Raw genomic sequence first — 17,192 nt, forward strand, 5'->3', positions numbered from 1 at the left:
GGTAGACAATTCGCCGTACTTTTTGGCTTGACAATGCCAAAAGATGTGCCCAAACAAGGGTAGAAATACAAAGTTTTGTAACTTGGGGTTGGAATTATGTTTTTCAAACTAACTTACTCCAATGAACCAAATACCTCCTACTATGAAAGCTTTGGTGTTGCAAGACAACCCCGAGGCGCGTATCGAACTTAAGACCAATTACCCCACTCCTACACTCAAAGCAGGGCAGGCGCTCATAAAGCTCAAAACAGCAGCCCTTAACCACCGCGACCAATGGTGTAGGGAAGGAATGTACCCTGGGCTGCGTTATCCTTCTATCCTAGGCTCTGACGGCTGTGGTACGGTGGTGGCGGTAGCCGATGAGGCCGACCAACACTGGGTGGGTAAGGATGTACTGATGAACCCCAACGTCAACTGGGGGGACAATCCAGCCTTTCAGTCGCTCAATTATAGTATCTTAGGAATGCCTACCGATGGTACTTTTGCCGAGTATCTTGCCTTACCTGCTCACCGCCTACACGAAAAACCCGCCTACCTCAGCGACGAGGCTGCCGCCGCCATTCCCTTAGCCGCCCTGACGGCCTATCGGGCTGTGTTTACCAAAGGCTTGGCCGCCAATGGCAGCAAAGTACTTGTTACGGGCATTGGTGGAGGCGTGGCGCAGTTTGCCTTCCAACTAGCACAGGCCGCCGGAGCAAAAGTATATGTAACATCGGGCAGCGATGAAAAGCTCGACCAGATGCGCCAAGCCGGCGCTGCCGGAGCCGTCAACTACAAAGACCCTCAGTGGGTCAAGACCCTCATCAAAGCAGAGCCTATGGGCTTTCATACCATCATTGACAGTGCCGGAGGCGATGCTTTTGGGGAGTTGGCCAAAATGTTGGCTCAAGGGGGAACAATGGTCGTCTATGGAACTACCGCCGGCAAGCCCTCAGGAATTCACCTGCCACGCCTCTTTTTCTCTCAGGCCAGTATCACAGGTAGCACGATGGGCAACGACCAAGAGTTTGTCGATATGCTCGCTTTTATGGCAAAGCACCAAATTCAGCCGTTGGTCAGCTCTGTTCGCCCACTCGATGATATTGTCAGTGCCTTTGATGAGATGGATCAAGGCCGACAGTTTGGCAAGCTCGTCATCCGCATTAGTGAATAACGCACTGCCGCCTAAGGGCACCTTAAATATCTCATCAGATACATTCTTGAAGCCAGATGAGAATCATTAAGGAATATGGGATTTCAAAAAAAGCCCCTCCAAAACGACTTGGAAGGGCTTTTTGCATCATATAGGCTCTGCTTATCGTAGGGCGGGGAAGACCGCAGGGTCGGCTTCGTGCATCAGGCTGTAAGCCGCCTCAAAAACATCATCTACACTGGGCTTAGAGAAATAATCGCCATCGGAGCCATAGGCCGGTCTGTGGGGCTGGGCACTAATAGTGAGAGGCTTAGAGTCCAGCCAGCGATAGCCATCTTGCCCTTCGAGCACTTGTTGCATCATAAAGGCAGTAGCCCCGCCGGGTACATCTTCGTCCGCAAAAATCACACGGTTGGTTTTCCGTAGCGAAGCCACAATGCGGTGCTGTAAGTCGAAGGGCAGGAGCGTCTGCACATCAATCACCTCTAGCGAGATGCCTACCTCTGCGAGCAGCTCGGCGGCTTCCATCACAATGCGGCACATAGAGCCATAAGTAACCACAGTGATGTCGCTTCCCTCACGGATGACTTCGGGTACCCCCAGTGCCTCCGTAAATTCGCCCAAGTTTTCGGGCATCTTTTCTTTGAGGCGGTAGCCGTTGAGGCATTCTACGATGAGCGCCGGCTCGTCAGAGCGGAGCATAGTATTGTAAAACGCTGCTGCCTTGGTCATATTGCGGGGTACAAGTACGTGGATGCCGCGCAAGCTGTGCAAAATCATCCCCATCGGAGAGCCCGAATGCCAGATGCCTTCTAGGCGGTGGCCGCGTGTACGTATGATGAGGGGGGCTTTTTGGCCGCCCTTGGTGCGGTATTGTAGGCAGGCCAAATCATCCGACAATATTTGCAGGGCGTAGAGTAAGTAGTCGAGATATTGGATTTCGGCAATAGGGCGTAAGCCGCGCAAGGCTGCACCAATGCCTTGGCCGATGATGGTGGCTTCGCGGATACCGGTATCCATCACGCGCAACTCCCCGTGCTTTTCTTGCAGTCCGGCGAAGGCTTGGTTTACGTCGCCAATGCGGCCTACATCTTCGCCAAAGGCCATTACCAGTGGATTGTGGGTCAGGATATGGTCAAAATTGGCTTGCAACACCTCACGCCCATCGACCATAGGGGGCTCCGCCGCATAGCGTGGGCTGTTGGGGGCGATGGTGATGGCGGCTTCCTCAGATTCACTGAAGAGGTATGAGTTATAGTCTTCTGCGGCTTGGGCTTGTGCTTTTTCGAGCCAGCCAATCATCTTAGCACGGAGCGGGTGGGCGGCTGCGTGGCGTGTCCAGAGCAAGGTCTGGCGTACGGCGCTGATGCCGTCGCGCTTGAGTGGGGTAGGATTTTTAGCCAAAAACTGATGCAGGGGCTGTAGCTTGTCAGCTTGCTCAGGATATTGGTCGAGCGCCTCTTGCAGGAGTGCTACCGCCTCTTGGTGGATATCCTGTATGCTGCCGATAAATGCATTCCAAGCGGCTTTGCGGGCATCAGTGGCGGCTTGTTTGGCTTCTTTTTCGATTTGTGCCAGTGTTTCTTCCGAAGCGATATTCTCACCCAAAATCCATTCGCGCATCTTGCGGATACAATCGTGCTCTAGCTCCCATTCGAGGCGCTCCTTCGACTTGTAGCGTTCGTGTGAGCCGGAGGTAGAGTGCCCTTGGGGCTGGGTTACTTCCGTTACGTGTACCAACACGGGTACGTGCTCCGTGCGGCAGATATCGGCGGCCTGTTGGTAGGCCTCTACCAGCGCTGGGTAATCCCAACCGCGTACAGTGATGATTTCAAAGCCTTCTTCTTTCTTACTACGCTTGAAGCCGGCCAATACTTTCGAGATACTGCCCTTGGTCGTGTGGTATTCTTGGGGAACAGAAATGCCATAGGCATCATCCCAAACCGAAATCAACAGTGGAACCTGCAATACCCCGGCAGCATTGATGGTCTCATAAAACAGGCCTTCGGAAGTAGAAGCGTTGCCAATGGTGCCAAACGAAATTTCGTTTCCTTGGCGTGATAAGTTTGTAAACTGGTGTAGCTCAGGGTTTTGCCTGAAAAGCTTGGAAGCAAACGCAATGCCGAGCATACGGGGCATCTGCCCTGCGGTAGGCGATATATCAGAAGAGGAGTTGCGCAAATCGGCCAGCGGCTTCAGGGAGCCGTCGGGTTGGAGCATACGCGTACCAAAGTGGCCGTTCATCATCCGCCCGGCAGAGGCGGGGTCTGCCTCTACATCAGTATGGGCGTAGAGTTGGGCAAAATATTGTTGCAAGTTGAGCTCTTCGATGGCCAACATAAAGGTTTGGTCGCGGTAATAGCCGGAGCGGAAATCGCCGGGGCGGAACGCCTTGGCCATCGCTATTTGGGCCAGCTCCTTGCCATCGCCAAAGATGCCAAATTTGGCCTTGCCCATAAATACTTCTTTACGCCCGATAAGGCTAGCCTCGCGGCTTTCACAGGCCACGCGGTAGTCGTGTAAGACGGCCTCAGTACTCATAAGGGATGCAGCAGGAGTAGATGCTTCTTTGGTAATCATGGGCTTTGATGCTTTTATCGTGATGAATCGAGTTAAAGGGTTGATTATCAGCGTATAACTTCTTTTTTTGGGAAAAAGAGGTTTTTTGTGTGCAACAAAAATATACAAAAAAGGCGGCTAATTCAAATTGTCTTTTTTTTATTTTGCTTATAAAATTTCTGAGAAAACCCGCTTTTGGTATCATTTTAGCCTTTATTCTGAGCAAACAAACGGGCATTATTTGGCTAATCTGCCTGAAAACCAATAATTTCGCATTTCTCCAAAAAACCCTGATAAGGGATTGCCCCAGCCTCACCAATAGCGTATACTTGACACCCATAACCCCTTACCTGTATGTTTGCTTTACAACCCACAACCCTCAAAGCACTGATTGTAGGCTATCTGATAGCCTTGCCAGCCTTGCTCCAAGCTCAAGGAATAATGGTTTTTGAGCGCGAAATACACGATTTTGGTGTAGTAGCCGCCGGTACTATCGTTACCTACGAGTTTGGCTTTGTCAACAAAGGCAATGCTCCTATCCAATTGTTGGCAGTAGAGCCATCCTGTGGATGTACCTCTACTGATTGGACACGGGAGCCTGTGCCCGTCGGCAAAACAGGCTTTGTGAGGCTTAGCTTCAATACCAATGGATATGAGGGGGCTTTTGCCAAAAGTGTACTACTCAAAAGCAATGCCCGAGAGCCAATCAAAATATTGTTTATCAAAGGGTTATTGACCGAAAGAGCCTACAACACAGCTACCGCCGAAGGCATTGCTGTAGAGGGCGCAATACAGGAAGCTCCCTTCAATAACACTAAGCCCAAACTCGACTTCAGTCGGATGTTGTTTAGCCGAAATATGGTTGGCCTTACCCCCTATGAGCGCTAAGAGACACCAGTAGGAGCTAAAAAAGCAGCCGGAAGGCTTACTTTCCGTTTCAGATTCCGTATATAGCTGCATAACGCTCTGCCTATAAGATAAACCTGATTGTTTATGAAACGCACCCTCACCGTCGCCCTTTTGCTGTTGGTATTATTAATCCCAAACATATACAGCCAAGAACTAACCATCACACATACGGACTACAAGCCCAATTATCGCCAGTGGCAGAGTGCGTATATGATTGACAGAATCGACTATACCGATAACCGTATTATATTCCACTTCAGGTTTGTAGGCAGCTTTAAAATGGGAATTGCTACTTTTTATGGCCCCAAAGGAGAGTTCCCTTGGTATCTCGAAAACGCAGAGTCTCCCAATGACCCTATCTATGAGTTGCTCGAAATCCGCAATATCCGCCAAAATCAACTCCTAAAGGCCGAACGCCTCGTCGGGCTAAAAGAACTGGCCTTTAACTATACTACTGGAGATGTGTTTACTTGCGAAATTCATTTTGCCCGCCCCCACAAACACTTCAAACTAGCGCATTTGATAGAAGGTATCGGCCAACGCAACGAAACCAACCACTTCAACGCCTTCGACATCCGCCTCAAACCCGCCGACGACCCCCAACTGGGCAAAGAAGTCGATATGATTAATACCATCAACGCCTTTGTACGCAAACACAAGGGCAATCCTGCCAATTATCTCAACCCTGCTCAAGCTCGCGAACCCTCCCGACAACGCAGCGATGACCCCAAAAAACAACCCAAAATGGATGAGGGCGTAGCCGGAATGAAGGACTAACAGCAGCACAAAAATAGCAACATACCCCGCCAACGAAACTTTAACTCAACACTAAACCCCTATCACACATGCGCATTACTACCAAACAACTACTGCCCCTGATACTTGTCGGATGCTTATCAGTCGGCTGCGGTGCAGACAAAAAAACACAAAATCAACAAGAAAACGCTGAGGCTAATAGCTCTTCAGAAGAAAGTAAAAGCACTACCGCAGCTGCGAAAAGCTGTCTGATGGATTTGCGACAAAACAATATCCGAGAGTTGGTGAGTGTGCAAAAAGTAGCCGAAATCCTTGGAATTCCAGCAGACAAAATCAATGTAAGAGACAATAGCAACATCCATAAAACAAGCTTTGACCTGATTGCCTGCCTCTTTGAGACGGCCTCCGATACCCAAGAAGGCACTATCAGTGTAGGGCAAATCAAAGAAGAAGACCCAAGTATATTCAAGACCAAATACAACGATGAATATTATAGCAGCGATGGCCGCGAAGCGCGTTATCTTGAAGATAAAATAGGCGATGCTGCTGTGTACTTGTACGTCTCGGGCAACGTCATCCTGAATGTATTGCACGGCCAAGAAAGCTTCATTGTGCAGATATATGGCAATAAAAAAAGCAATGAGGATAACCTAGAGGTAGCCAAAAAAGTAGCCTTGGAAGTCCTCAAAAAATGCCAATAGTCTTACACCACTGGACATTTTGGAAAAGCAGCTTGGAGCTGGAGCTACGAGACAAGCTGAAGCCTCCTGTTGGGGGTAAAATGGGACTTCGCCCACAGTTTTAACTATGGGATTGGAAAAATGTCCAGTGATGTAATCAATGCCTGTATTGGCAAGGCCTAACACAACTCCCGCACGCAAGATTCATAACTACCTAACCACTCTCCCGCTGATGATTTATACCAACCGTATTGTGGATATGTATGTAGGCCTTGAACCTCCTTCGGCATTGTTTGTTGAGCACCTCAAACAACTGGCTGCACTCAGCCCCGAAGTACTCCTCCAACAAGCTGATGAAGGCGAGCAAAACCGCCACGGGGAGGTTGAATACATTTATTCGCACGAACAGCGCTTACTGCGTTACCTTATCTTGGTAACCCACCTCGACATCGGAAGCTCAGCCGAAACGTTACACAAAAAAACACGTAGCGCCTTAATTTGGGCGATGTACCATCAACACGAGCCCGTGCTCAGGATTATGTTTTGTGTCTATACCCACGAGCTCATCCGAGAGGCAATATGGTATAGTGCCAAAAGCTCCGAACGTGTGATGCACGCCCGCATTGGGTCGTTTAACCACCTGATGCGCGCTGCTGAGAGCATTCCCTATTGCCCGGAGGGCTTCTTGCTAGAGGCCGTACAGGTGTTGGAAATGCTTCAAACCCAACTCTCTCAAGAAATGGAGGCTGAACCCAACGCCCGTTGGATGCTCAAGGAAATGGATGAAGGGCAAAAAATTTTAGCCCAATTGCTCACAGCCGATAAAGCCCTGCCGCCAAAGCTTCCTTTGCCAACAGATTTTCTAACGAAATATGGTACCAACGATGGATAAATACGGGCAGAGACGAAGCTTATTCGGTACAATATTGCTGCTTTCTTGTGTAATCTCCGCTATTGAGCTATGGGCAATACACCTACAAAAGTGTAGATTCTGAACGAAAAGGCTTTTCCTTAGCGTGGGCGGGCAAAGACCTGTGTCCAGTAGTTTCCGGAGCGCCCTGCACCTATTTCGGTGAAATTGCCACTCATGATATTGCGGCAGTGCCCCTCGCTACGAATCCAAGAATCCACAACAGCTTGCTCGCTGGTTTGTCCACGGGCGATATTTTCGCCTGCGGCGTTAAATTGATACCCCGCTCGGGTGATGCGCTCCGTAAAGCGAGTACCGTCAAGGCTAGTATGGCTGAAATAGTTGTTGTCACGCATATCCTTGCTATGGTCTATAGCGGCGCGTTCTAATTTGTTATTCCAAGTTAGTGGTGGTACGGGCAACATCCGCGTAGTACCACAAGTACAACCTTGGGTACGATATTGGTTGACCAGCTCAAGCATTCGCTGAGGATTGAGCTCATTTTCTGTGGTAGCGCCAAGGACATCCGGCTGAATGTCTTCGGGTTTGCTACATGCCATCAATAGGCTACTTATCAATACATAGCATACTAAAAGTCTATTTCGGGTCATTTTTGATAAGCTTTTATAGGGGGAATCTCTAAACCGTGCTTTGTTATTACAAAGATACCTTCCAATACTGTCATGTACCAAACGTTTATAAGACGTATGCTTACCGACGTAAGTTTATCAAGAACAAAAATATGGCGCAACAACAGTTGAGTATATCAACAAATGTTTCTGTAATTCCAACCTCTTCGATGAGTCGCTGGAAGCCATAGACTAAGGTTTAGAAATTATAGACCAAAACACAGCGAAGAAGCCCTTGACAGTACTAATCTGCCAAGGGTAAAAAACCAAACAATGGTTTTTAGCTTGTAATAAGTAGGGCTAATTGATAGACAGCCCCCCATCTACGGCCAAAGATTGACCATTTACATACGAAGACTGAGGGGAGCTGAGGTACAAAATCGCGTCGGCAATCTCTTCGGGCTTGCCAATGCGGCGGGTAGGGTTGATGTAAGCCAGCTTGTTGAGCTTGTCGGGAGTAGTCGATACGGCGTTGAAAACCATGGGTGTCTCGGTAAATCCTGGGCAAACAGCATTGACCCTGATGCCATATTTGGCATATTCTACGGCTGCCGTGCGTGTCAGGCCGATTACGGCGTGTTTGCTGGCGGCATAGGCCGAGTGCCCGTGAAAAGCACCCAAGCCTGCGATAGAGGCTGTGTTGACAATCACACCCTCTTGTTGCGCCAACATAAAGGGCAGCTGCGCCCGCATACAGTACCACACGCCCTGTACATTGATTTGCATGACTTTGTCAAACAAATCGAGCGGGTATTCGTGCGTTTTGAGGTCTGTTCCATCGATACCGGCATTATTGATGGCAATGTCTATGCGGCCAAAACGTTGGGCAATATCCTTTACCCAAGCCTCTACCCCGGCAGCGTCAGTTACGTCGAGGGTATGAAAAATGGCTTGTACGCCGGCTTTTTGAATGCTTTCAGCCAAGGCCTGTCCGGGCTCAGTTTGGATATCGGCCAGTGCTAAGATAGCACCTTGCTTGGCAAAAGCCAGCGCTGTTGATTTACCGATGCCCGAAGATGCCCCTGTAATGAGCACTACCTTATCTTTGAAAACGTATTCCATCTCGTGGTTAGTTTATATGAACAATTGATTTTGTGCAAAAGATAAGGCATTGAACTCACAAAACAAAGTATGATTCTTTTAAGATTTTAGTAGATGAAATTTTTAGACCAAATACAGCCGTGCTAAACTGTAGACATTATACGCGCCTGCGGCTGTGTCTCCACAGGCGCACGAATGTCAGGAGAGTTCAAGATATTTTATTTGAGGTAAAACACAAACTCTCCTCCTTCATTGCCTACGTTTTTCAGCGGATTGCCAATGGGCGTTTGGTCGGTGTTGTCAGCTACAGCAACCTTGACATACTGAATCAGCTCTGTTACGGAGAAGCGATCCTTCAGATTTTCGTTCAAAAACTTGAGCAGGTAGCGAGCAAAAGGGCTGTTTTCCCCCTCCTTACCATCCGACACAAACTCTACGTTGCCCGACGAAAGTCCCCAGCGCGATTTGAGTTGCTCTACCTTGTCGAGGTAGCCACGGTTGCCATCGGCAAACATAGAACCCGAAAAGCAAGCATCGGCCACCAGAAAGGTATGGCGTGAATCGATGGCACGGATATAATTCAAGATATTGGTGTTGGGGATATAGGTCGACACCTGCCCGATTTTGCCGTCGTAAGGAATCCAGTAACCCTCATCAAACGACGCGTCGTAGAAACCGTGTCCTGAGAAGTAAATCATCAGATTGTCATTAGGGCCAATAGAGGCTTTCAGTTTTTCAAACATTGCCCGAATACGTTCAGCAGTTACGTTGTCATCATATATTTCGTACACATTTTTGGGATCAAAACGATATCGTTTGACCAAGGCACTCTTGACATCATTGGCATCTTTCACCGCATTTTTGAGGGGCTTCCAGTAGGTGTATTTGTCCACTGCGATGATGAGCAAGTAGTTGGTTGCGTCGGCCATCAAGTCATAGAGGTTATCGAGGTTTTCTTCTGTCTTGAGATAAGACAGGTCGAAGCTCATACTAGGCGTATCAATGTGTTGGGTATTAATTTTCTCTTTCTTAGGCTTTTTTTTCTGCGCTTGTAAGGGCATCGCCCAACAACCCACCAACAACAACACAAAAAACCAGATATTGTACTTTTTCATCTCTTTAAGTGGTTTAAGTTTTATTTGAATAGCCCTGTGTATTTCCAGTGTTTACTCCAATTCGGCATTGATACGCACCAACCATACCTGTGAGCCATTGGCGGCTTGTCGGCTACCGATGATGAGGTACTGGTCTACACCATTGCGGTAAATACGAAAAGCTTGTTCGTTACGTCGGCTTCCCAAGAGGCGCACCTTGCCCAACTGCCCTTCGGCAGTGTATTGTCCTACTAGCAAATCACTCCCACTCAGGGGGTTGCTATGTGTGCCCAAGGTGATAATTCGCTGCCCTGAGGCTTGTGCTGCGTCATAAAAAGCTTCTCTAAAAAGCCGTAGTTGTTCTTGCCATATTTCGGTACTACCTCCATTACTGATTTTGGACAAGAAGGCATTGGTCGAATCTGCCGAAATATCTTGTTCATTGGGCACAACAAAGCCCGATAGCAGGAAATTGAAATCGCCCAATTCGCGAATAGACAAGGCCTTGCCGCGTAGTTCAAGCCGTCTGTTCCAAGAGAGTTGGCCATCAGACGAATACCGAATCAGCATGGGGTTGCTGCCTTCATTGGCGGCAATGGCAATACCACCATCAGAGGTAAAGATAGCATCGGTGGCGTTCCAAGTATTGCCCTCCAGCTCCGACTCGGCTAGTTGACCATTGGCCTCATAGACAGTAAACCAGACAGAAGAGCGTCCACGGTCTTCTACAGAGCCAATCACGATATACTCATTGTTGAGTTCTTTTACACGGCTGAAGGCCTCGCGTCTTGTGGTGGTGGCCACAGTCCTGCGCCATACTTCTTGGCCGTTGGCATTGATTTTCAGGATGAATGCATCTGTATCGACAGCATCGTAGAAGTAATACCCCACGACTACAAAGCCGCCGTCGGTCGTGGCGATGATGTCTTGGGGGAAGAGCTGCCCGCTGGCGATATTGGTAAAATTACGTGTCCAGACAGCCTCTAAGTTATTGTTAAGCCTGAAGAGCACCAAGCCATTGACATTGCGTTTGGCCGCTATGACCACCCCTCCGCCGGGGAGCAAGGCTGCGGCATAGCCTACATCTTGGCTGCCGTTGAGGTTGGGCAAAACAGTTTGGTTGGCAGGGTCTATCAAGGCAGGGAGCACCCGTATCACGCGGGTGGCGGTATCTTGTGTAATGCCGTCGGCCTTGGTAGCGACCATCCGAACGGTATAATTGCCTATGGCAGTGTATACGTGACGTGGCTCGGCTTCAGTGCTTTGGGTTTGATCTCCAAAATCCCACGAGAAGCTGCGGGCTACTTCGGTAGCCGCCTGCCGAAATCGGACAGTATCGCCCAAAAAAATCAGGTTAGCCGAGGTTTCGATACCAGCCTGAAGTGGTATGAAGGGAATCTCTGTCAAAGGACGGCAGTTGTAGAGTAACAGCCCTATCAAGAGGGTCGACAGTAAGTGAAGTATCGTATTTGTTCTCATATCAAAAGCGTCAGACGCTTATTTTTCTCAGAAAGGAGTTGATAGTTAAAATTTCCAAACCAGCAGTAGGCCATTGTCTTGGTAAGGACCCATATATGGCTGGACATTTGGCCTGAAGCGCTGCCAGCCTTGGTTGTGAGCGGTATTGCCATCGGCATTGTCAGTATTTTTGGGGAAATACTTTTTGCGATTTTGTCGACCTTTGAGGTATACCCCCACCACATCACCGAGCCATATCGCTGCGCTGGCAATAAGCAAGGCATTGCCAGTACGGTCGAGGCTATTGGCTTGTCTGAAGAGGCGGCGGTGCTCTTCTTCGGTGTTGGGCACACGGTCAGTATAGTTACGATAACGTTGGCGGGCAATGAGTTTTGTCCCCAAGCCGGCTCCCAGCAGCCCATATGTAGCCACCCCGATGCCGGCATAGTTATAGCCATTGCGGACGGCAGCATCGCCCAAGCCCGGTATCAGTAGCGACCAGAGGGCGTTGATTTCAGTGCCTTTGGCCTCCTTAGGGATTTCGGTCGCCTCGATACGGAAGCTGATATTTTCACCATTGAAGTAGGGGTTATCTTTCAGAAAAGCCCAACGAACCTCCTTGCCACTGCCTACAAAGGTACTATCGCCCGTATCGCCTTCGAGCGCCCGCAGCGGTCCTTTGAAGGAGTTTCCGTTGTTGTTGGAGTAGTAAAGGCGCGTGATGTAGGCGCGTCGTTTGCTGCCGTGAAGGTCGTAGCGTATCCGAATGATATTGTCTTCGGGCAATAACTCTGCACCACCAAACTTCACTTTCAGAGGTGGAGAATAAAGGCTGTATTGTAAATTTTGAGCTTGCAGGGATAAGCAGGTGCTCAATAAAAGCACGAGTCCGAAGGTCAGCCTGCCAAGGTGTGTGTAGTGGTGTTGCATAGGTAAAAAGGCGAAATCTTGCGTGGGCAATAATCAATCAATATTAACACCAAAAATACGAAACAGCAGTGCTTTTTTTACCAATGAACGGATTGCTTTTATCAAAGTTGGCCTTTGTTTCTTTAGCACCTAATTGCCGGCATACTGGCTGGCTGCTTCGTCTTCTGTGGCCCAGCGCTTGAGGCAAAAATACTGTAGGTTGTGTGCCCTTCCGGTAGAGGCCGTAAACCCCCAGATGACCTTGGTTTGGCCTCTGAAAATATCATTGATGAGGTCGCGCCGCCCTTGATGTACGATAGCACCATCGAGCCAAACAGTGATTTGCTGTGTGTCGGGCTGCCACCGAAACTGAAAAGTGTGTAACATCCCATCTTCCAGATTGTAGTTGGGGTCATTGTCGTGCCAGTATTCGGTGTGGTAGTTGGTACCATTTTCGAGATAGGCCACGTGGTCGTAGGGAGGGTCGTTTTGGCGATAGTTTTGGTAGGTGTCAAACTCAATCGCAATCGAAGGAGCGATATAATCACCGGCGAGGTAGTTTTTGCTCCAACGCCCATAGCCCATACACTCTCCCCAAGTACCATAGGCATTGAAGCCGCGTGGGTCGTTATGGATGACAAAGGTGATGCCGTCGGCTCCGTTGTCATCTTCCCCTAAAAAGATGTCGAAGGTAATCTCAAAAAAATTGTTCAAATCGAGTTTGGTGGTATGGTAGGCCAGCCCCTCCTGAAACTGCTTGTCAGGGGTGAGCAGGATACAATCGCCAGGCATATAGTTGGCGCTGCCCATCAGCTGAAAGCTGCCCTGTGCCCACAAAGAAACACAGGCACAAAGCCATAATAAAACACCTAAACCAAGGCTTCGGAAGTAGTGATAGGAATGCATGGCGTAAGGTAATCTGTGTGAAAGACGAATTTCCTACCTAATAAGCACAAAAATCAATCGTTTTGTTTGCCCAAAGTGAATAAATTTGAAATAGATGTTACTAAGAAAGCAGTGTGTGCAAAAAACGTACATTTCGGCATAGCTTGGGGCTTTGGGATTCTGCTGGTTTATTTTTTTGAACGCTCCACCACCATTCTGAAAGACCAAAGACTTGGCAGTCTGATTACTTCTAATCTAACAAGTTTGTGAAAGCGAACTATGACAAGCATTTGAGATTTTTTTTACTTAAACAGCAGCTGGAAGAGATTGTGGACTTTGGAGAATTGCCTGTTTTTGACGAAGCAGCTACGTTTCCGGCCATCTATACTTTTCAGATTTGATACTGTAGAAAATGTCGTCCAACAATCGTTTGAATACTTGCCAGAAGAAGCTTTTGGTAACGATTTTTGGAGCTTGGGACACGCCAAAGTCAACGCTATCTTGGCCAAAATGAGTGAAGTAGGAACTCCTTTGGGAGAGTATGTAGATGGGCAGATGTATCGAGGAATTCTTACAGGGTTTAATCAGGCCTTTATTATTGATGAAGCCAAGAAGAATGCCTTAATCGCAGCAGACCCAAAAAGCGCCGAAATCATCCATCCCTTTGCCATAGGAGACGATATTCGATACTATCACATCAGGGGTAAGAAGCGGTATATTATCTTGACCAAAATAGGCATAAAGATTACCTGTTACCCTGCTATATTAGAGCATTTGAAAAAATATCAGAAACAACTTGAAAAACGATGGGATAAAGGTACGCATTGGTGGGAACTGAGAGCTTGTACGTACTATGAGTTCTTCGAAAAGCCCAAGATTGTGTACCTTGACATAGCCAAGGAAAGTAGGTTTAGTTTATCTAAAGATACCTTATATCTTGGTAACACCTGTTATTTCCTGCCCATCAGTAACAAGAGCTTGCTTGCGATACTCAACTCAAAATTGATTTGGTTTTATTGCTCTCGAATTGCTGCTGTTTTGGGAAATGCGCAAAAAGGAGGCAGACTTAGATGGTTCAACCAAGATGTGATGAAAATTCCCATAGTGCTCAAAAAGGATAAATTATCAAAAAAGCTTGATTATGAGGTGGATACGTCAGCAATCGCTGCTCAGATTGAACAGTTGGTGTATGCACTTTATGGTTTGACAGCAGAGGAAATCCAGACTGTAGCAGGTAGCATATAATAAGGATGTATCCAAAAAAACTGCCCAAAGTTGGTCAAAGACACATGCCACTGAGCATTTTTGGAGAAGTAGCACAGAACTCCAGCTCCGAATTTTAGGGGCAAAATGAGACTTTGCCTATGGGATTTGAAAAATATCCAGTGGCGTGATAACCCCTAATCTTGCAAAAAGGGGTTATATTGTTTTTCGTAGCCAATCGTAGTTTCGAGACCGTGACCGGGATATACACGTAGGTCATTGGGGAGGGTAAAGAGTTGGGTACGGATGCTGTTGAGCAGGTCTTGGTGGTTGCAACCGGGAAAGTCTGTCCGTCCGATGCTCTGCCGGAAAAGTACATCACCTCCAATGACGAAGTTTTGCTCTCGCGAGAGGAAAGCCACGTGTCCGGGGGCGTGTCCGGGTACAAAAAGCACCTCCAAGGTCGAGTTGTTGCCGAAGTTAATCACCTCACCAGCCTCCAGAAAACTATCAGGAGTAGAGGGTACAAATGGTCGAATGTTGTACATCTGAGCGGCTATTTGGGCAGCTTGTAGCGTAGGGAGGTCAAGTTTATGGATTTGCAGCCCTACTTGGTAAGTATCTTTGACAAACTGATTGCCAAACACGTGGTCTACGTGGCAGTGGGTATTGAGTAGTCCGACTACTTTGAGCTGATTTTGTTGGACAAACTCCTGAAAGTGTGCTTGTTCGGCAGGGCTTTGCATCCCAGGGTCGATAACGAGCGCCTCTAGGCTTTCGTCATAGAGCACATAGGTATTTTCGGCAAAAGGGTTATAAGTCAGGAGGGCTATCTGTATCATACGTTAGTGCAGGGTTTCGGTAGCGGGGTTTGTAAGCGAGCGGATGAGCAATTCGAAATAGTGGTTGAGTAGGTCGTCAGACTTGATGCGGTAATGAAACGAGATGATGCGCATCTTGCGTTGGATGACCTGTAGTAGCCCTGTGATTTGGCTCCAAAGGACGAACGCGGTTTCTACAGGTTGGATATGGGGTAAGATACTCCTATCGTCGATACCCTTTTCGATGGCGTGAATCAGCACCCCAATGACAGCATTGCCACCCTCCAAGGATTTGATAGATACCCCATTGAGGTCGCCACTGTCGAACATGTCGTTTTGGTACAACAAAATAGCATTGAAGTACCCCAAATGTTCATTGGCAAAGGAGATATAGGCCTGTGAGATGGCCTTCACATTCTCCAGCCCTGAGTCTTGGGGGAGGGCAGCTTCTTTGAGCTTGCGACGCAGGGCAATGAAGCCGCGCAATACTACTGCTTTGAAAAGGTCTTCTTTATTCTTGAAATATAGATATAGTGTCCCCTTGCTTAGCTCAGCTTCTTGGGCGATTTGCTCCATAGAGGCACGCTCCAGTCCTTGGCTAAAAAAAACACGCTCTGCTGCGTCTACGATCGCATTTCGGCGTTCTAACTTTTCTCTTTCTTTGCGTTCGCTAACGCCCATAATAATGACTTAAAAAAACAATATTTGCAAAAATGCTATTTTTTTTTGAATTATCCCACACGCCAATAGGCTAGATGGCGATTTATTCCTAGTCTATATTGACGACACAGCACCCACTCCACGGGGGAATAGATGCTGTGTAGGTTTTGGCAATGTGAAACAACATTGACAGGTTATTGGGCTTGTGTTAGCGGCGTTTCTTTTTCTTGCTACCGCCCATTAGCGAGCCACCCATTGACATTTTATTGACTTTTTTCATCATCTTTTTCATCTCCTCAAACTGCTTGAGCAGGCGGTTGAGGTCTTGTATTTCGACTCCGCTGCCTTGGGCGATGCGTTTGCGGCGTGAGCCATCGATTATCTCAGGATTGGCACGTTCGGTAGGGGTCATCGAAAAAATCATGGCTTCTACTGATTTGAAAGCATCATCGGGTACATCCACATCCTTCATCATCTTGCTCATACCCGGAATCATCGACATCACATCCTTCACCCCGCCCATTTTTTTGATTTGCTGAATCTGCTGCAAGAAGTCGTTAAAATCAAACTGATTTTTACGCATTTTGCGGTTGAGTTCTTCAGCCATTTTCTCGTCGTAGACCTCCTGCATCTTGTCGACGAGCGTAAGCACGTCGCCCATATTGAGGATACGGCTGGCCATACGGTCGGGGAAGAACTGCTCGATGTCATCCATCTTTTCCCCACGGCTGTTGAACTTGATAGGCTTATCTACCACTGCACGAATCGAAAGTGCTGCTCCACCACGGGTATCTCCATCGAGTTTGGTCAAGACCACTCCGTCGAAGTTGATGCGTTCATTAAAGGCTTGTGCGGTATTGACAGCATCTTGCCCGGTCATCGAATCGACCACAAAAAGTGTTTCGGAGGGTTTGATGGCAGCTTTGACGGCGGCAATCTCATTCATCATCTCCTCATCTACGGCCAAGCGACCGGCAGTATCGACGATGACCAACTTCTTCTTGTTGGCCTTTGCATAGGCGATGGCATTGGTGGCAATGCTGACAGCGTTTTTGTTTTCGGGTTCTGCATACACCTCTACGCCAATTTGTTGGCCGAGGGTTTGGAGCTGGGCAATAGCCGCCGGACGGTAAATGTCACAGGCTACCAACAAGACATTACGGCCTTGTTTTTTGTAATAGTTGGCCAGCTTACCTGAGAAGGTTGTTTTACCCGAACCTTGCAAGCCCGACATCAGCACGACCGCAGGGTCGCCTTCAAGCTTTACTTCGCTCTTGTCTTGCCCCATCAGGCGGGTGAGCTCTTCGTGTACGATTTTGACCAGCATCTGCCCGGGCTGTACATCAATCAAAATCTTACGCCCTAGGGCTTCTTGTTTGATGCGGTCAGTTACTTCTTTGGCTACTTTATAGTTTACGTCGGCCTCTACCAAGGCGCGGCGGATTTCTTTGACCGTAGAGGCTACGTTGATATCGGTAATGCGACCCTGCCCTTTGAGGGTCTTCATGGCTTTGTCTAGCCTATCACTGAGATTTTCAAACATATC

At 48.2% G+C, this 17,192-nt stretch carries 17 protein-coding genes; 7 read left to right on the plus strand and 10 right to left on the minus strand.

What is annotated here, in order from left to right; all coding sequences use genetic code 11:
• The first annotated feature begins 121 nt into the window (after positions 1-121).
• Positions 122-1,153: a quinone oxidoreductase family protein gene (locus tag G499_RS0112050; RefSeq protein WP_245576738.1), complete on the plus strand. Its 1,032-nt coding sequence runs from the start codon at positions 122-124 to the stop codon at positions 1,151-1,153.
• 141 nt (positions 1,154-1,294) lie between these two features.
• On the opposite strand, the gene G499_RS0112055 is transcribed toward G499_RS0112050, so the two are convergent.
• On the minus strand, positions 1,295-3,712 hold the full coding sequence (locus G499_RS0112055; RefSeq protein WP_027000157.1) for an alpha-ketoacid dehydrogenase subunit alpha/beta: 2,418 nt from the start codon (positions 3,710-3,712) through the stop codon (positions 1,295-1,297).
• 333 nt (positions 3,713-4,045) lie between these two features.
• On the opposite strand from G499_RS0112055, the gene G499_RS19820 reads away from it, so the two are divergent.
• From G499_RS19820 to G499_RS0112080, 4 genes are all read left to right on the plus strand, one after another.
• Positions 4,046-4,579 carry a DUF1573 domain-containing protein gene (locus tag G499_RS19820; RefSeq protein ID WP_051296208.1) on the plus strand — a complete coding sequence of 178 codons (534 nt, stop codon included), beginning with the start codon at positions 4,046-4,048 and terminating at the stop codon, positions 4,577-4,579.
• A gap of 105 nt (positions 4,580-4,684) precedes the next feature.
• Positions 4,685-5,377 carry a hypothetical protein gene (locus G499_RS19825; RefSeq protein WP_051296209.1) on the plus strand — a complete coding sequence of 231 codons (693 nt, stop codon included), beginning with the start codon at positions 4,685-4,687 and terminating at the stop codon, positions 5,375-5,377.
• Between the two features lie 68 nt (positions 5,378-5,445).
• On the plus strand, positions 5,446-6,057 hold the full coding sequence (locus G499_RS0112075) for a hypothetical protein (RefSeq protein WP_027000158.1): 612 nt from the start codon (positions 5,446-5,448) through the stop codon (positions 6,055-6,057).
• 211 nt (positions 6,058-6,268) lie between these two features.
• Positions 6,269-6,928: a hypothetical protein gene (locus tag G499_RS0112080; protein ID WP_027000159.1), complete on the plus strand. Its 660-nt coding sequence runs from the start codon at positions 6,269-6,271 to the stop codon at positions 6,926-6,928.
• A 119-nt stretch (positions 6,929-7,047) separates the two neighbouring features.
• Here the strand turns inward: G499_RS0112080 and G499_RS0112085 are convergent, their stop codons facing one another.
• The 6 genes from G499_RS0112085 to G499_RS19830 all read right to left on the minus strand — a co-directional run bounded on the left by G499_RS0112085 (position 7,048) and on the right by G499_RS19830 (position 12,983).
• Positions 7,048-7,506, minus strand: a complete 459-nt coding sequence (locus G499_RS0112085) for a CAP domain-containing protein (protein WP_211231616.1) — start codon at positions 7,504-7,506, stop codon at positions 7,048-7,050.
• 369 nt (positions 7,507-7,875) lie between these two features.
• Complete coding sequence (locus G499_RS0112090) at positions 7,876-8,637, minus strand: SDR family NAD(P)-dependent oxidoreductase (protein WP_027000161.1); 762 nt, start codon at positions 8,635-8,637, stop codon at positions 7,876-7,878.
• A gap of 197 nt (positions 8,638-8,834) precedes the next feature.
• A complete protein-coding gene (locus G499_RS0112095) occupies positions 8,835-9,731 on the minus strand; it encodes a caspase family protein (protein ID WP_027000162.1) in 897 nt (298 codons plus the stop codon).
• Between the two features lie 51 nt (positions 9,732-9,782).
• On the minus strand, positions 9,783-11,189 hold the full coding sequence (locus G499_RS0112100) for a PKD domain-containing protein (protein WP_081413778.1): 1,407 nt from the start codon (positions 11,187-11,189) through the stop codon (positions 9,783-9,785).
• Between the two features lie 45 nt (positions 11,190-11,234).
• Positions 11,235-12,098, minus strand: a complete 864-nt coding sequence (locus tag G499_RS0112105) for a hypothetical protein (RefSeq protein WP_027000164.1) — start codon at positions 12,096-12,098, stop codon at positions 11,235-11,237.
• A 129-nt stretch (positions 12,099-12,227) separates the two neighbouring features.
• The gene (locus G499_RS19830; protein ID WP_051296210.1) at positions 12,228-12,983 is read right to left on the minus strand and encodes an L-type lectin-domain containing protein; all 756 of its coding nucleotides are present in this window, start codon (positions 12,981-12,983) and stop codon (positions 12,228-12,230) included.
• A 245-nt stretch (positions 12,984-13,228) separates the two neighbouring features.
• Between G499_RS19830 and G499_RS22420 the strand changes: the two genes are divergently transcribed.
• On the plus strand, positions 13,229-13,363 hold the full coding sequence (locus tag G499_RS22420; RefSeq protein WP_281171871.1) for a hypothetical protein: 135 nt from the start codon (positions 13,229-13,231) through the stop codon (positions 13,361-13,363).
• 37 nt (positions 13,364-13,400) lie between these two features.
• Positions 13,401-14,207 carry a TaqI-like C-terminal specificity domain-containing protein gene (locus tag G499_RS0112125; RefSeq protein ID WP_027000166.1) on the plus strand — a complete coding sequence of 269 codons (807 nt, stop codon included), beginning with the start codon at positions 13,401-13,403 and terminating at the stop codon, positions 14,205-14,207.
• 155 nt (positions 14,208-14,362) lie between these two features.
• Here G499_RS0112125 and G499_RS0112130 read toward each other — a convergent pair whose 3' ends face one another.
• The 3 genes from G499_RS0112130 to ffh all read right to left on the minus strand — a co-directional run bounded on the left by G499_RS0112130 (position 14,363) and on the right by ffh (position 17,189).
• Positions 14,363-15,007 carry an MBL fold metallo-hydrolase gene (locus tag G499_RS0112130; RefSeq protein ID WP_027000167.1) on the minus strand — a complete coding sequence of 215 codons (645 nt, stop codon included), beginning with the start codon at positions 15,005-15,007 and terminating at the stop codon, positions 14,363-14,365.
• A 3-nt stretch (positions 15,008-15,010) separates the two neighbouring features.
• Positions 15,011-15,667: a TetR/AcrR family transcriptional regulator gene (locus G499_RS0112135; RefSeq protein ID WP_027000168.1), complete on the minus strand. Its 657-nt coding sequence runs from the start codon at positions 15,665-15,667 to the stop codon at positions 15,011-15,013.
• A gap of 187 nt (positions 15,668-15,854) precedes the next feature.
• Positions 15,855-17,189: a signal recognition particle protein gene (gene ffh / locus G499_RS0112140; RefSeq protein WP_027000169.1), complete on the minus strand. Its 1,335-nt coding sequence runs from the start codon at positions 17,187-17,189 to the stop codon at positions 15,855-15,857.
• Positions 17,190-17,192: the final 3 nt, after the last annotated feature.

The sequence above is a fragment of the Eisenibacter elegans DSM 3317 genome (assembly GCF_000430505.1).
GTDB classification, from domain to species: domain Bacteria; phylum Bacteroidota; class Bacteroidia; order Cytophagales; family Microscillaceae; genus Eisenibacter; species Eisenibacter elegans.

What these genes read in the sequence shown, in the direction of transcription:
- G499_RS0112050 (WP_245576738.1), top strand. Translation starts at nt 122, where the DNA reads ATGAACCAAATACCTCCTACTATGAAAGCTTTGGTGTTGCAAGACAAC.
- G499_RS0112055 (WP_027000157.1), bottom strand. Translation starts at nt 3,712, where the DNA reads ATGATTACCAAAGAAGCATCTACTCCTGCTGCATCCCTTATGAGTACT.
- G499_RS19820 (WP_051296208.1), top strand. Translation starts at nt 4,046, where the DNA reads ATGTTTGCTTTACAACCCACAACCCTCAAAGCACTGATTGTAGGCTAT.
- G499_RS19825 (WP_051296209.1), top strand. Translation starts at nt 4,685, where the DNA reads ATGAAACGCACCCTCACCGTCGCCCTTTTGCTGTTGGTATTATTAATC.
- G499_RS0112075 (WP_027000158.1), top strand. Translation starts at nt 5,446, where the DNA reads ATGCGCATTACTACCAAACAACTACTGCCCCTGATACTTGTCGGATGC.
- G499_RS0112080 (WP_027000159.1), top strand. Translation starts at nt 6,269, where the DNA reads ATGATTTATACCAACCGTATTGTGGATATGTATGTAGGCCTTGAACCT.
- G499_RS0112085 (WP_211231616.1), bottom strand. Translation starts at nt 7,506, where the DNA reads ATGGCATGTAGCAAACCCGAAGACATTCAGCCGGATGTCCTTGGCGCT.
- G499_RS0112090 (WP_027000161.1), bottom strand. Translation starts at nt 8,637, where the DNA reads ATGGAATACGTTTTCAAAGATAAGGTAGTGCTCATTACAGGGGCATCT.
- G499_RS0112095 (WP_027000162.1), bottom strand. Translation starts at nt 9,731, where the DNA reads ATGAAAAAGTACAATATCTGGTTTTTTGTGTTGTTGTTGGTGGGTTGT.
- G499_RS0112100 (WP_081413778.1), bottom strand. Translation starts at nt 11,189, where the DNA reads ATGAGAACAAATACGATACTTCACTTACTGTCGACCCTCTTGATAGGG.
- G499_RS0112105 (WP_027000164.1), bottom strand. Translation starts at nt 12,098, where the DNA reads ATGCAACACCACTACACACACCTTGGCAGGCTGACCTTCGGACTCGTG.
- G499_RS19830 (WP_051296210.1), bottom strand. Translation starts at nt 12,983, where the DNA reads ATGCATTCCTATCACTACTTCCGAAGCCTTGGTTTAGGTGTTTTATTA.
- G499_RS0112130 (WP_027000167.1), bottom strand. Translation starts at nt 15,007, where the DNA reads ATGATACAGATAGCCCTCCTGACTTATAACCCTTTTGCCGAAAATACC.
- G499_RS0112135 (WP_027000168.1), bottom strand. Translation starts at nt 15,667, where the DNA reads ATGGGCGTTAGCGAACGCAAAGAAAGAGAAAAGTTAGAACGCCGAAAT.
- ffh (WP_027000169.1), bottom strand. Translation starts at nt 17,189, where the DNA reads ATGTTTGAAAATCTCAGTGATAGGCTAGACAAAGCCATGAAGACCCTC.